This window comes from Tolumonas lignilytica (genome assembly GCF_000527035.1).
GTDB lineage: Bacteria > Pseudomonadota > Gammaproteobacteria > Enterobacterales > Aeromonadaceae > Tolumonas > Tolumonas lignilytica.
In genome coordinates, this window is record NZ_AZUK01000001.1 from 1,414,498 (window position 1) to 1,427,543 (window position 13,046).

The 13,046-nt window shown below is 50.2% G+C and carries 14 protein-coding genes; 10 read left to right on the top strand and 4 right to left on the bottom strand.

From position 1 onward, the window contains the following. Nucleotides 1-74 precede the first annotated feature (74 nt). The 5 genes from H027_RS0106675 to ohrR all read left to right on the top strand — a co-directional run bounded on the left by H027_RS0106675 (nt 75) and on the right by ohrR (nt 4,477). Nucleotides 75-1,115, top strand: coding sequence for a DUF2157 domain-containing protein (locus H027_RS0106675; RefSeq protein WP_024871712.1), 1,041 nt, complete (start codon nt 75-77; stop codon nt 1,113-1,115). A gap of 219 nt (nt 1,116-1,334) precedes the next feature. Further along, complete coding sequence (metN, locus tag H027_RS0106680) at nt 1,335-2,378, top strand: methionine ABC transporter ATP-binding protein MetN (protein ID WP_024871713.1); 1,044 nt, start codon at nt 1,335-1,337, stop codon at nt 2,376-2,378. Further along, on the top strand, nt 2,359-3,012 hold the full coding sequence (locus H027_RS0106685) for a methionine ABC transporter permease (RefSeq protein ID WP_024871714.1): 654 nt from the start codon (nt 2,359-2,361) through the stop codon (nt 3,010-3,012). Before metN ends, H027_RS0106685 begins: the two co-directional genes overlap by 20 nt. A 74-nt stretch (nt 3,013-3,086) precedes the next feature. Beyond that, nucleotides 3,087-3,884, top strand: a complete 798-nt coding sequence (gene metQ / locus H027_RS0106690) for a methionine ABC transporter substrate-binding lipoprotein MetQ (protein ID WP_024871715.1) — start codon at nt 3,087-3,089, stop codon at nt 3,882-3,884. Nucleotides 3,885-4,021: 137 nt separating this feature from the next. After that, a complete protein-coding gene (gene ohrR / locus H027_RS0106695; protein ID WP_024871716.1) occupies nt 4,022-4,477 on the top strand; it encodes a transcriptional regulator OhrR in 456 nt (151 codons plus the stop codon). Here the strand turns inward: ohrR and H027_RS18910 are convergent. Then, nucleotides 4,472-4,615, bottom strand: coding sequence for a hypothetical protein (locus H027_RS18910; protein ID WP_161632447.1), 144 nt, complete (start codon nt 4,613-4,615; stop codon nt 4,472-4,474). The genes ohrR and H027_RS18910 overlap by 6 nt on opposite strands. Nucleotides 4,616-4,738: 123 nt before the next feature. On the opposite strand from H027_RS18910, the gene H027_RS0106705 reads away from it, so the two are divergent. Both H027_RS0106705 and H027_RS18655 read left to right on the top strand, forming a co-directional pair. After that, complete coding sequence (locus H027_RS0106705; protein WP_024871717.1) at nt 4,739-5,911, top strand: nucleotidyltransferase family protein; 1,173 nt, start codon at nt 4,739-4,741, stop codon at nt 5,909-5,911. A 16-nt stretch (nt 5,912-5,927) separates the two neighbouring features. Then, entirely contained in the window at nt 5,928-6,422 is a 495-nt protein-coding gene (locus tag H027_RS18655; protein WP_081741407.1) for a lasso peptide biosynthesis B2 protein, read from the top strand. Here H027_RS18655 and H027_RS0106715 read toward each other — a convergent pair. Together H027_RS0106715 and H027_RS17555 are read right to left on the bottom strand one after the other, a co-directional pair. After that, on the bottom strand, nt 6,352-8,163 hold the full coding sequence (locus H027_RS0106715) for an ABC transporter ATP-binding protein (protein WP_024871718.1): 1,812 nt from the start codon (nt 8,161-8,163) through the stop codon (nt 6,352-6,354). The two genes, H027_RS18655 and H027_RS0106715, sit on opposite strands and share 71 nt — an antisense overlap. After that, entirely contained in the window at nt 8,156-8,419 is a 264-nt protein-coding gene (locus H027_RS17555) for a PqqD family protein (protein WP_051448962.1), read from the bottom strand. The genes H027_RS0106715 and H027_RS17555 overlap by 8 nt, the downstream gene beginning before the upstream one ends. Before the next feature lie 107 nt (nt 8,420-8,526). Between H027_RS17555 and H027_RS0106725 the strand changes: the two genes are divergently transcribed. Genes H027_RS0106725 through H027_RS0106735 form a run of 3 tightly spaced genes read left to right on the top strand, consistent with a single transcriptional unit; the run spans nt 8,527 to nt 12,101 of the window. Beyond that, on the top strand, nt 8,527-10,398 hold the full coding sequence (locus H027_RS0106725) for an asparagine synthase-related protein (RefSeq protein WP_024871720.1): 1,872 nt from the start codon (nt 8,527-8,529) through the stop codon (nt 10,396-10,398). Between the two features lie 10 nt (nt 10,399-10,408). After that, a complete protein-coding gene (locus H027_RS0106730; RefSeq protein WP_024871721.1) occupies nt 10,409-11,257 on the top strand; it encodes a hypothetical protein in 849 nt (282 codons plus the stop codon). Continuing rightward, the gene (locus tag H027_RS0106735) at nt 11,250-12,101 is read left to right on the top strand and encodes a sulfotransferase domain-containing protein (RefSeq protein ID WP_024871722.1); all 852 of its coding nucleotides are present in this window, start codon (nt 11,250-11,252) and stop codon (nt 12,099-12,101) included. Before H027_RS0106730 ends, H027_RS0106735 begins: the two co-directional genes overlap by 8 nt. Nucleotides 12,102-12,218: 117 nt before the next feature. Here H027_RS0106735 and srlR read toward each other — a convergent pair whose 3' ends face one another. After that, a complete protein-coding gene (gene srlR / locus H027_RS0106740) occupies nt 12,219-12,983 on the bottom strand; it encodes a glucitol operon DNA-binding transcriptional repressor SrlR (RefSeq protein WP_024871723.1) in 765 nt (254 codons plus the stop codon). Nucleotides 12,984-13,046: the final 63 nt, after the last annotated feature.

Below are 13,046 nucleotides of genomic sequence, written 5' to 3' on the forward strand. Positions count from 1 at the left end.
TTATACCCGCTTAACTACGCCAGTCACGTTATACTCACTATCAGGCAGCACCCATTGTCCGGAGGGACACATTCATGGAACTGAAACAACGGCATTTGCAGCAAGCCTGTCAGCAGGGATTATTAACGCCGGAGCAAGTGACCCCGCTCTGGCATTATCTGCAGAACCTGCCCGCAGACAGTGCGTCCTTTCGTGCCACACATATCCTGTTTTATCTGGGCGGGCTGATCGCCATGGCGGCCATGAGTCTGTTCATGACGCTGGGTTGGAATGCATTCGGCGGGATCGGCATTTTTCTGATTGCCTGTGGTTATGGCGTTGCGGCCTGTCTGGTGGCCGACTGGTTGTTATGGCATCAGCGACAACCGATCCCAGCCGGGTTACTGGCGGCACTGGCCGTGACCATGGTGCCGCTGGCCATTTATGGCCTGCAGGCTCATCTGGGATACTGGGATGGCGCTCGGCATACTGAATATCGCGATTTTCACCGTTATATTGACTGGCGCTGGCTGATGATGGAGCTGGGTACGCTGCTGTTCGGCGCCATTCTGTTATGGCGCTACCGCTTACCTTTTATGGTCATGCCGCTGGCGGTGGTACTGTGGTATCTGAGTATGGATCTGACCCCGTTTCTGTTTCAGGATAGCGACTATAGCTGGCACCGCCGCGAACAAGTCTCCATGGCCGTTGGTCTGTTGATGCTGGGGCTGGCCTTTTACGTCGACTGGCGCAGCCGTCATACGCTGGATTTTGCCTGGTGGATTTATCTATTCGGTCTGATGGCATTCTGGGGCGGGCTGTCGATGCAGCATTCCGACAGTGAGCTCAACAAATTTATCTATTGTCTGATCAATCTGGGCCTGATTATCACTGGCGGCATGATCGGCCGTCGGGTATTTGCCGTATTTGGCGGGATGGGTGTCACGGGTTATCTCGGTTATCTGGCGTGGGATCTGTTTAAAGACAGCCTGATCTTCCCGTTTGTGCTATCGCTGATTGGATTAGGCATTATCTGGCTTGGCCTGCTCTGGCAACGACATGAAGCGCAGATCCAACACCAGTTACAACGTCATCTGCCGGCCGCATGGCGGGAGTTTCTGTCGCAGCGTCGATAAGATAGACGGGTTCCGTTCTGATAACGGACGGAACCCTCCATTGTCTATATCTGATTTTTGCATATCGATTTCTGATTTTAGACGTCTAAACATCCAAATGTCCGTTGACATGCCCGCGAATGACTCGTAGCATGAACTCCTGACAGCAAACCGCTATTCAGTCTTATTTTCTATGACCACCGCTTTTAAGTGGATATTTGAGTAAATTACGGTTCCCTTATGATTAAGTTATCTGCCCTGTCAAAAGTGTATGGCGAAGGGAAAAACGCCTTTTACGCGCTGAAAGGTATCGAACTCGATGTACCTGCCGGCCAAATTGTGGGTGTGATTGGTGCATCAGGTGCCGGGAAAAGTACCCTGATCCGTTGTGTCAATTTACTGGAACGCCCGACACAAGGCCGCGTGGAGGTCGATGGCGTCGATCTGACGACGCTGGATGCGCAGGCCCTGACGCTGGCGCGCCGTAATATCGGCATGATTTTCCAGCATTTTAATCTGCTCTCATCGCGTACCGTGTTTGATAACGTGGCACTGCCGCTGGAACTGGCCAACTGGCCGCAAGAAAAAATAACGGCTCGCGTTACCGAACTGTTGGAACTGGTTGGCTTAAGCCACCGGGCCAAGGCCTATCCGTCACAACTGTCCGGTGGCCAGAAGCAACGGGTGGCGATTGCACGCGCGTTGGGTCCGGCACCGAAGGTGCTGCTGTGCGATGAAGCCACATCGGCACTCGATCCGCAGACCACGCAATCGATCCTGGCGCTGCTGAAAGAGATCAACCAGAAACTAGGTATCACCATCCTGCTGATCACGCATGAAATGGGCGTGGTAAAGAGCATTTGCGACTCGGTGGCGCTGCTCGATCAGGGACAGATCATTGAACAGGGTGAAGTGGGCTGGTTCTTTGCCCATGCGCAGGCGCCGCTGGCGAAAGAGTTTGTCCGCTCCAGCCTGCATCTGGAGATCCCGGTTCCGTATCGTGAACGGCTACAAAAAACACCAGCTGACGGCTTGATCCCGCTGCTGCGCTTAGGTTTCAGTGGCAACAGCATTGATACCCCGGCGATTTCCCATGCCAGCCGCCAGTTTGGGATTGATGTCAATATCTTAAGTGCCAGCATTGAACAGATCGGACATTCCCGTTTTGGTTTCCTGCTGGTGGAATTGTTAGGTGAAGCGAACGCGCAACAGCACACCATCGCTTACCTGAAGCAACAACAAATAGACGTTGAGGTAGTGGGCTATGTTCAGCAGCATGCATGAGTTGTTACTGCAAGCACTGGGTGAAACCCTGTGGATGGTGTTTGCCTCGGCATTGTTCGGCACGCTGCTTGGCGTACCGCTCGGTATTGCGCTGCACATTACCAAACCCGGGCAGATTTCAGCCCATCCCGCGTTTAACAAGGTATTAGGCACCATTGTCAACGTGGGCCGTTCCGTGCCGTTCATCATTCTGCTGGTCGCAATTATTCCGCTGACCCGACTGATCATCGGCACCAGTATCGGCACCAACGCGGCGATTGTCCCGCTGGCGATTGGCGCGATCCCGTTTCTGGCACGTCTGGTCGAGGGTGCGTTAATGGAGATCCCGGCCGGTTTGATTGAAGCAGCCCAAGCGATGGGGGCGACTCATCGCCAGATCATCCGCAAGGTCATGTTACCGGAAGCCCTGCCCGGCATTCTGAATGCCGTCGTGATCACGCTGGTCGCACTGGTGAACTACTCGGCGATGGCCGGTGCCATCGGTGGTGGCGGGCTCGGTGATGTCGGTATCCGTTATGGTTACCAACGCTTTGATCCGGCCATCATGCTGATCACGGTGGCCATTCTGGTCGTGCTGGTCCAACTGATCCAAAGCGTCGGTGAGCGTTTAGTCAAACGTGTTGACCATCGCTAAAACAAATCATTGTAAAAAAAGAAAAACGCTGTTGCCGATGGTGGCGCAGTCATCATGAAAACAAGGAGTAAACCATGAATTTATTCAGCAAAGCGATTTTAAGTGCCGCCATTATCGGGATCGCCTTAACCGGTTGCGGAGAGAAAAAAGACAACCACCTGAAAGTCGGCGCCATCGCAGGTGCAGAAACTCAGGTAGCTGAAGAAGCGGCCAAAATTGCTAAGCAGAAATTCGGTCTGGAAGTTGAAATCGTACAGTTCAGCGATTTCGCAACACCAAACGTTGCACTGAACGATGGCAGCATCGACGTCAACGCCTTCCAGCATAAACCGTATCTGGATTCGCAAATCAAAGATCGAGGCTTCAAACTGGTGGCAGTGGGTAACACCTTCGTCTATCCAATCGCAGGCTACTCTAAGAAAATCAAAAACATCAGCGAGCTGAAAGAAGGTTCACAGATCGCCGTACCAAATGACCCAACTAATCTGGGCCGTTCACTGCTGCTGCTGCAAAAACAGGGTCTGCTGAAACTGAAAGAGGGTTCTGGTCTGACAGCAACTGTGCTGGATATCGTTGAAAATCCGAAGAAAGTGAAAATTGTTGAGCTGGAAGCTGCTCAGCTGCCACGTGCACTGGAAGATGTTGATCTGGCGATCATCAATACCGTGTATGCCTCGCAGGTGAATCTGCAGCCAACCCGTGATGGCCTGTTTGTCGAAGACAAAGATTCACCGTATGTGAACCTGATTGTGGCCCGTGAAAACAATCAGAATGATGAAAAAGTGAAAAACTTTGTGAAAGCCTATCAGGATGAAGCCGTTTACAAGAAAGCCGTTGAACTGTTTAACGGTGGCGTCGTCAAAGGCTGGTAATCATTTCCCTGTTCATCAGCTCAAACGGTCAGCACCTGCTGGCCGTTTTCTTTTTCTGCCTGCTGACTACGTTTTCTCCATAGGCAATAGCCAAAAATTACATATAATCTAGATAAATACATTGTGCGCAATTGATTATGTCTGCTGAAAAACCTGCTGATCTGCTCTTGCTCGATAACCAGCTCTGCTTTGCGCTGTACAGCGCCAGCAATGCCATTGTGCGCGCCTACCGGCCATTGCTGGATCAGCTCGATCTAACTTATCCGCAATATCTGGTGATGCTGGTGTTATGGCAGCAGGATGGCGTCAGTGTCAAACAACTGGGGGAGCAACTTTTTCTCGACTCCGGCACGCTGACCCCACTGCTGAAACGGCTGGAAGTGAAAGGTCTGCTGCGGCGGGAACGCAGTGAGCAGGATGAACGGCTGCGCGTCTTAACGCTGACCGAACAAGGGAAAGCATTAAAAAAACAGGCCGCCGACATTCCGCTTCAAATGCGCGACCAGCTACAGCTCTCCGATACGCAATTGCAGCTGTTGAAAACCAATTGCGAGCTGGTGCAGCTGCAGTTGAATAAAAACACTAGGCTATGACATATTTGACGGAGCATCAGCACCTGGAAAAATGTTATTCAGGGTACTACTCGTAATCTCCCCCAACTCCACCAGTTTCGGTGCCTGCCATTGAGTTTCCTGATTGACTGCTTCAATATCCTGTTTTTGTGTATTCATATTTTTTTCCCTCCAGAACCAACCAGTTGCAATATATTTTCAAATAACGCGGATAACTATGACACTTTTTCTGAGAAATTGTAATATCGATGTTAATGGAATGATTCAATCACAGCCCCAACCATGACCTCGATCTCATTACAATTGGCCGCTTTATGCTGCTGGCAAAGCGTTGATCCGATGCAACAGCAAACCCGGTTAAAACAACTAACCGCGCAGACTGTTTCGCATGCCGCAAACTGGCAGGCTATTCAGGCTCACCGTCTGTGGGGGCTGGCAGCCCGGCTTATTGATGATGAAACAGGTAATATATTGTTTGGATCGTTCTGGTCACAGCTCCAACAAAAGGCGCAGCAACAAACCTGTAGCCAGCTCCAACTGATGGCACAAAGCAGGATCATTGCACAGGACTTTCAGGCTGCTGATATCGCCTTATCGACACTCAAAGGCCCGGCTCTCAGCCAGCGGATTTACCATGACCCGGCCTATCGGCACAGTAAAGATCTTGACCTGCTGGTTGCCCCTGCCGATTTATGGGCGGCCACAGAGTTATTGATCTCACTGGGCTTTGAATTAGAAGAAGCCTTTGCCCGCGACCCGGCACAACATAAGCTGATCGAACGTCACTTCTGGCACCTGACCTTTCAGCACCCCATGAATCGTGTGATAGTCGAGTTGCATTGGCGCATAGAGCCTGTGTTTTCACCTTCATTAGAATCGCAATGGCAACATCCCTTTCCAGCCAATCAGGTTTCACCGGATGAGTTTTTGTACCTGATTGCGCATGGAGCCCGACATCACTGGTTCCGGCTAAAATGGTTGGGCGATATCATTGCGATCCATGAGCGGAACCCGTCTATCTGGCAACAAAGTAAGCTGTTGATTCAAAAGCTCAATATGCAAGATCAAATCGTGCAAGTGTTGTTAATCATGGCGTGGTTATACCCGCAACTATCGCTGCCGGATCTCGGCAGCTTACTGCTCACAGAAACAAAACAGGCCCGGTTTCTGGCCAATGAAGCGATGCGTTTTTTATCGGAGGGTAATTACCCTGAGGTGACGGACAAGTTTCCTCTTTCACACCGATTCCGAATTTTGCGCTATCAGCGTTGCCTGTATCAACGTTACACAATGAAAGAACAGTGTCTTTCCTGGCTTTATCGTAGTCTTTATGCCCCTGACGATATTGAAGCTTTGCAATTTACGAAGGGCTGGCAATGGCTCTATCCCTGGTTGCGTCTGCCTCGTCTGCTCTGTCGCTGGATTAAGACTCGTACCCAGCTGCATGGTCACTAACGGGATGTAATTATTCATGACCTCTTTTTTTTCCTGTTTACGTTGTTCCCGTTTATGGCGCTTTCTCCGCTTATCGCGAGGCGCACAATATCAAGTGTGTCTCATTGTGCTGTTGCTCGCCAAAATGCGGCTGAAAACCAAATATCAATCATCGCAGCAACTGTTTCGTGTTGTGCCACTGCCAGCCCGCGATTCATCAGTTAATCAATTTGAAATCAAGCCATTAGTGCGACGAATACAGCAGATGGCATCGCTGGTTTGGTGGCGAGCACTTTGTCTGGAGCAAGCCTTAACGCTCAGTGAATTGCTGCAACGTCAATCAACCGCACATACCCTGTTTATCGGGGTCAAACGCGATCAGCAGACAGCATTCGCCGCTCATGCCTGGATCACTGTAAGCGATGAAGTGGTGTTAGGCGGGCCGATAGAGGCGTATCAGGTTATTGCGCGTTATCCCTTTCTGCATGAGACTCATTTCGATGAGACCAGGCGGCCTGATAGAAACCATTAAGAGCCATCAGTTGCTGATGGTCGCCACTCTCCACTATCTGCCCTTCATGCATAATATGGATCATGTCAGCCTGCATGGCCGTTGTCACCCGGTGCGTGACAACGACCACGGTTCGTCCATTCGCCCATGTCCGTAACCGGGCAAACCAATCTTTTTCTGACCAGCCATCCAAGGCACTGGTTGGTTCATCCAGTAACACGATGGCAGCATCATGATAGAGGGCTCGCGCCAGCGTAATTCGCTGCCATTCACCACCGCTCAACTCGGTTCCCTGATATAACCGCCCGAGCAGGGTTTGTTCTTGATTAGGCAATTTTGCAGCCACTTCATCGGCACCCGCCGTCTGCAACACCCACTCCAGCCGAGCGTTATCCAAAGCTTTACCAACGACAATGTTTTCTGCAAGCGACGCCTGAAAATGTGCCGCATCCTGCATCATGCAACTGATACGACTGCGAATATCTTCTGCGGAAAAAGATGTGATATCCACTCCCTCTAACAGAATCTGCCCGCGTGTTGGTTGATACAGACCCGACATCAGCTTCAGCAAACTCGATTTCCCCGCCCCGTTGCTGCCCATGATGGCGCAGATCTGCCCGGTTGGGATCAGCAAATTCAGATGATTGACGACCGGAGCTCCATGTTGGCTGTAAGCAAAACAGACATCGCGACACACAATAGCTGGTGACCGGTTTTCTGCCAATGCGACAGCAGGATGGCGAATAATCGGCGTCGTGGTTTCATCTGGCTGAACAAAATGTTGCAGGAATTGCCTGACATCGCCGAGGAACAAACCGGCTCTGGCCACTTTGACGGCACTTTCGACCAGTTGGCTTAGCATTCTGCTACCAAGCCACAATGACTGTACCGCAATGACAATATCGGCCAGCGATAACTGCCCGGCCAGCCAATCGCTATAGAGGAAATAACCGCACCCCAACAGCCCGCTAATCAGCAGAAAAGAGGACAAAATGGCAAAACGCCATTGTTCTGCATCCAATGTGGTTTGTAATTGGTGTACGGCTGTTTGCGCACTTAAAAAGCGTTGTCGGAAAAAATCAGCCAGCCCGAAAAGACGAACATCGGCAGCGAACTGCCGATCGGTCATCACATGGCTATGATAAAAAGCTTGCCGCTGCAATCTGGCCAGTTGACGCTGTGCCATCACCCGTCGATATGACTGATAGCCGCCCAGCAAGAGCATCATCAATGTCGCACCGCCCAGACTCAGCAGCAACTCAGGCCGCCAGATAGCCAGCGACCCCGTCATTACCATGATGAACAAGATGGATTGCACTAACAATCCGCTGTGTTCCAGCAACAACATCGGCTGCTGCACAATGTCTGCCTTGACCTGATGGATACGATCATGCGTGCTGGGACGTTCAAATTCAGCATAAGGCAGGGAGAGAATGACTTGATGTAAACGGTCTTGCAACGTCGCCTGCAGGTTTTCTGCGAGCCGACTGTGTAACCATTGCTTGGTTTGTTGCATAAGTGGCATCAGTAATAACAGCGCGACCAATGCAAGCAATAAGAGCGGAAGATGAGCGGTTTGTTTCTGCTCCAGCACTTGTAAGAAACGATGCAGGATCGTCAGAAAGGCGAACGGTAATGCCGCATTCAACAGCAACACGACAAACCATAGCGCAACACGTTGTGGAGAAATATGCACGATTTGCTGTACACCCCAACGGGCATTCAGCCACCAAATCCGAACCTGTTTCAGCAATTTAATCACGCTGAACAATCAGCCCTTTGGCGAGTAGTTGCTCCAGAAAGGGATGGGTATCGTGGTAACAATTTGCTTCATCAAGTTGATATTGCTGTGCCAATTTGGTCACTAATTCCGCTTCAGTATGAGGTGAACTCAGCAGCTGCCAAATTACGCCCGCCGTACCCTGCAGACTAAAATATTTCCCGGAAACCAGATCCATCACTACATGTTCGCCTTTCATTTCTGTCGATGGTACATCTGGATTGCGCACTAAAAACATCATTGTCTCCTTGAAAATATTGAGGCCACACAATTTACAGCTCAATTACAAATTTATCACAACTAACAATGTTATACTGCGACAAGTTAAGGATAACGGGAAATCATATGCTGGTTTTTGCTCACCGTAACTCGTCCCCTTTATTGCCATCTGAGCATGAAAAGTTGCAAGCGGCACTGCATTCCAATCGTCCCGTCAGACATTGGCGCTCAGCTGAACAGCACACTCATCTGATCAGCTCCCCCCATCAGCTATTACCTGAAGATCGCTTTGAACATGCACCTTATACGATCGGCGATTGGGTCATTGCAGGGTTTGCTCGGTTGGATAATCGACCGTATTTGATCTCCGAATTAGGTAGCAACACGAGTGACATCAGCGATACAGAGCTACTGGCTCAAGCCTGGCATCAATGGGGAAAAGACGGTCTGAACCGGATCTACGGTGATTTTGCACTCATTGCCTGGCAGCTCAGTACCCAAACACTGCATATTGCCGTTGATCATCTATCACATACTCACCTTTATTATTATCAAGATCGAGATAACTTGCTGGTCAGCACATTGCGGGCACCATTACTGACACACATTCCCGCACTGAGAACGCTCAATACGATGGCGTTATTAACCCTGCTCACCGCTCGCTTTCCTGAGTCCGATCCCTGGCAGGGCATCCAGCATGTTCCCGCCGGCCATGTGCTGACATTAGATGTTCACGGAAACCAAACGCTCACCTGCTGGTGGCAACCGCCGCAACAGCATTCGATTTATTATCGCGATCCCAGAGATTACAGTGCGGCCCTGAAACCGGCCTTTGAATCGGTGGTGAAATCATTGCTGCGCTCCAGCCAAAACGTCGCCAGTACACTGTCGGGAGGGCTCGACTCGTCACTCGCCACCGCCTATGCCGCTGATTTTTTGGCGCGTGAGCACAAAGAACTGGTCAGCTATACCTCCTCACCGGCCAGTCCGCATGACCATCTGTATCGACGCCCGAACTGGGATGCAGATGAGTGGTTGTTAACCGAAGAGTTAGCCGCATTACACCCCAATATCCGGCATATCCGTATCCAGAACCATGAATCTTGCCTGCTGAATCATTTATCAGCACAACATGCCGCCAGCTGGACGCCTGTTCGCAACACGGCCAATTGTTGGTGGTTACAGGCGATTGCCGGGTCTGCTGCCGCGCAGTCACAACGAATTATTTTGACCGGAGGTAAAGGCAATGCCTCGCTCAGCTATGCCGGAACGGGTGGCTTAGCCCGCCTGATCCCGCAAGGTCATTGGCGCTGGGCATGGCAGCATCTGGTTGCACAAACACCTTGCTCCATTGGCCATTTTGCAAAACAAATCTCACATCTCAGTGGTCTGACGCCACTGCTCAAGCGTCAACTCAACAGAAAAACGGTGACCCCCGATGGATTAATGCCTGCCTGGCTCGCTACACCGTGGCGTAACAAGATTGATTTTGTCTGGCCAACCAAACCTACCTTTGAATGGAAGGATCGCTGCGATTTTTTATTACGGGAAACGCCGGTCTATAAACCTGATTTCCTGCAACAATTCGGAGTCTTAATGACTGACCCGTTCGCAGATCGAGCCTTAATTGAACAGCTACTGACTTACCCACCAGAAGCCTTCGTCGGCCTTGGTTTTGAACGATTGCCAGCCCGATTACTGGGGGATGGCTTAGTGCCTGACAGCATTCGCTGGCGCACTCGGCGCGGCGAACAAGCTCCGGATGAAGGCTACTGGATCATGCGGGATAAAACCCGTTATCTCGAAACCTGGCAGCGGTTGCGGGAACATCATGCGATTAAGCAATTATTTGATATCACAGCCATCGATGCATCGCTAATGCGGCAGACATCCGCGCTTGGCGAACGCCTGACGGCCAGCTCGTTACACCGTCTCTTTGATATCTGCCTGTTTATCGAAAATGCGCAGCAACAGTGGCAAGCCACGCTCAGCGATTGAGGAAATTTCTGTGTTTACTTTACCTGTTACCGATTGCGATATTACGCTGATTGCGGAGTCTGAACCGTTATCCGGCCCCTATCGCCACGAACAAACGCACTGGCAAATGAAAGAAAATGCCATGTGGATACGCATTCCCTCGATCGCCGAATTTACCGTCGTCGATGGCACAACCATTAAAACCTTCCCGTTAAAAGAAGATTTTGACCCATTGGTATTGCAACATTTTCTGTTATCCACCCCATACGCAGCGCTGTGTTTACAACGGAATGAACTGCCTTTACATGCAGCCGCCCTCACGAAATCAGGCTTGGATGGTGCCATTCTTATTTGTGCCCATTCCGGTACTGGAAAATCCACCACGGCAGCGGCACTCTGTCAGAATGGTTGGTCGCTCCTGAATGATGATATCAGCCGGCTCACGCTAGATGATGACCAACTGATGGTTCATCCTGCCAGTCAGTCCATCCGGCTATGGCCGGATAGCTGCGATAAACTGGCGGTTGATACCCCAGCACTCAGCCTGTCGTTCGGCCCTAAAAATAAATATCTCTGGCCGGCACCAACCTGGCAAACTACCTTACCAGTGCTGGCCATAGTAGAACTGGTGCGTCCACTCAAAGACGAGCCCGAACTGACATTTGGCTGGCAAACGGTACAGGGCGGCGAGATCTTTGGTTTAACCAGAATGCACACCTTCCGCCCGGCGTTGATCAATGGGTTAGGCAAAGCAGCCGCTCATTTTAAGTTTGCAGCCCATATCGCTCACCATTGCCCGGTATATCGGTTCGTGATTGAGACGACCATGACCCCGCAACATGTGGCAGAAGTGATCGAGGAACATTTTCACGATGAATAAGATGATACTGCTGGCGAGTTATCCGAAATCCGGCAATACCTGGCTACGTATTTTGCTATCGAATCTGCTGTTTCCAGAAAAAGCACCGGTATCGATCAATGACATTCTGGTTGGCGGGTTTAAATGCGACAAACGTATGTCCTTTGACCAGCTAATGCCGTGGGAAGCAAGCGACCTGACTCGTGAAACGACCGATTGTTTTCTTCCCGATTTTTATCGTCTCGCGCTTGATAATGAAACGGATACAGTATTTCTGAAAACACACGACATGCTGCGGAAAAATCAGGATGGGCAATACATATTTCCACCTGAGCGGGTTCAAGGCGTCATCCATATTGTGCGCCATCCACTGGATGTATTGCCTTCCTACAGTAAACATTTTGGGATGACGCATGAAGAAGGCTTAACCGCGATGTTGACGCCTGATTTAACTACTAAAAATCAGCATAAGCTCGCCAAAGATAAACGCCGATTGCCGGAAAATCATGGTTCATGGAATGCACACACCTTAAGCTGGATGGATGAAAGCATTCCCTATCCGGTTTATCGGGTGCGTTATGAAGATCTGAGGAAAGACCCATTAACGGCATTTGATGCCCTGTTTAGCGCAATGGGGATGTCATTTGCCAAAGAGCAGTTACAGCTGGCGATTGAACAAAGCAGCTTTAGCAATTTACAGAAACAAGAGCAAACGACCGGTTTCCGTGAACGGCTGGATAAAAGTACGGCGCCTTTTTTCAGAAAAGGCATTGTGGGAAGCGGCAAAACCGAGATCGCACCGGAGTTACAGCATCAATTGATTGCCGGTTGCCTTCCCGTGATGGCGCAACTTGGCTATGAGTGAGTTTTATTACTGAAAAACAGTATTAAAAAGACAAATAATTATGACAATCTGAAATAGCAACCTATTGATATGAATTTCTTTTTATATCTGGGATGCTATTTCAAATGTTGCCCACCACTAAACCAGCAAAACCTGTATGCCTCGCTGCTCCAACGCCGCCTTATCAGATTCACTGATACCTTGGTCGGTAATGACAATATCGATTTTACTGATAGGAACCACAACGTTAGGGGTCTTACGGCCAAACTTGGTAGAGTCGGTCACGACAATGATTTGTTTTGCGGCCTGACACATGGCCTGACTGACCTGATACGCCTCATTGAACGTGGTGGTTCCCTGTTCGATGTCAAAGCCATCGGCACCAATAAACAATTTGTCAAAGGTGAAAGATCGGAACGCCTGTTCAGCCAACCCGCCGTGAAAGGACGAAGAACGTTTACGATAAGTACCACCCGGCATCAGCAAAGTCATGTTGCTATCGCGGGAAACCACCTCATTCATGATCAGTAAACTGTTGGTCATCAAGGTCAATGCCACCCGTTCGACCAGCCATGGCACCATCTGTAACGTGGTGCTACCGTTATCCAAAATGATCGATTCACCATCGTGAACCAAGCCTGCCGCTTTTGCACCAATCCGTTGTTTGATGTTCTGATTCAGCGTCGTTTTTTCATCCATAGTGCGATCTTCAGCCACTGGCTGAGTCACCGCCTCCGCACCGCCATAACGTCTGGTAACCAAATTGCTCTGTTCTAACTGACGTAAATCACTGCGTACGGTAGCGCCCGTGATGTTGAAGTGTGTCGCCAAATCATTAACAGCCGTTCTGCCATGTTCCCGTAAATAACGGACTAACATTTCCCGACGAATTTCAACGCTCATATCAGGCTCTCTGTATAAATAAACCACATTAAAGATACACGGAGATTTTCAAAATGAAAGAAT

Bases quoted from the DNA above. Each gene is read 5' to 3' on its own strand.
- H027_RS0106675 (WP_024871712.1), top strand. From the start codon at position 75: ATGGAACTGAAACAACGGCATTTGCAGCAAGCCTGTCAGCAGGGATTA.
- metN (WP_024871713.1), top strand. From the start codon at position 1,335: ATGATTAAGTTATCTGCCCTGTCAAAAGTGTATGGCGAAGGGAAAAAC.
- H027_RS0106685 (WP_024871714.1), top strand. From the start codon at position 2,359: ATGTTCAGCAGCATGCATGAGTTGTTACTGCAAGCACTGGGTGAAACC.
- metQ (WP_024871715.1), top strand. From the start codon at position 3,087: ATGAATTTATTCAGCAAAGCGATTTTAAGTGCCGCCATTATCGGGATC.
- ohrR (WP_024871716.1), top strand. From the start codon at position 4,022: ATGTCTGCTGAAAAACCTGCTGATCTGCTCTTGCTCGATAACCAGCTC.
- H027_RS18910 (WP_161632447.1), bottom strand. From the start codon at position 4,615: ATGAATACACAAAAACAGGATATTGAAGCAGTCAATCAGGAAACTCAA.
- H027_RS0106705 (WP_024871717.1), top strand. From the start codon at position 4,739: ATGACCTCGATCTCATTACAATTGGCCGCTTTATGCTGCTGGCAAAGC.
- H027_RS18655 (WP_081741407.1), top strand. From the start codon at position 5,928: ATGACCTCTTTTTTTTCCTGTTTACGTTGTTCCCGTTTATGGCGCTTT.
- H027_RS17555 (WP_051448962.1), bottom strand. From the start codon at position 8,419: ATGTTTTTAGTGCGCAATCCAGATGTACCATCGACAGAAATGAAAGGC.
- H027_RS0106725 (WP_024871720.1), top strand. From the start codon at position 8,527: ATGCTGGTTTTTGCTCACCGTAACTCGTCCCCTTTATTGCCATCTGAG.
- H027_RS0106735 (WP_024871722.1), top strand. From the start codon at position 11,250: ATGAATAAGATGATACTGCTGGCGAGTTATCCGAAATCCGGCAATACC.
- srlR (WP_024871723.1), bottom strand. From the start codon at position 12,983: ATGAGCGTTGAAATTCGTCGGGAAATGTTAGTCCGTTATTTACGGGAA.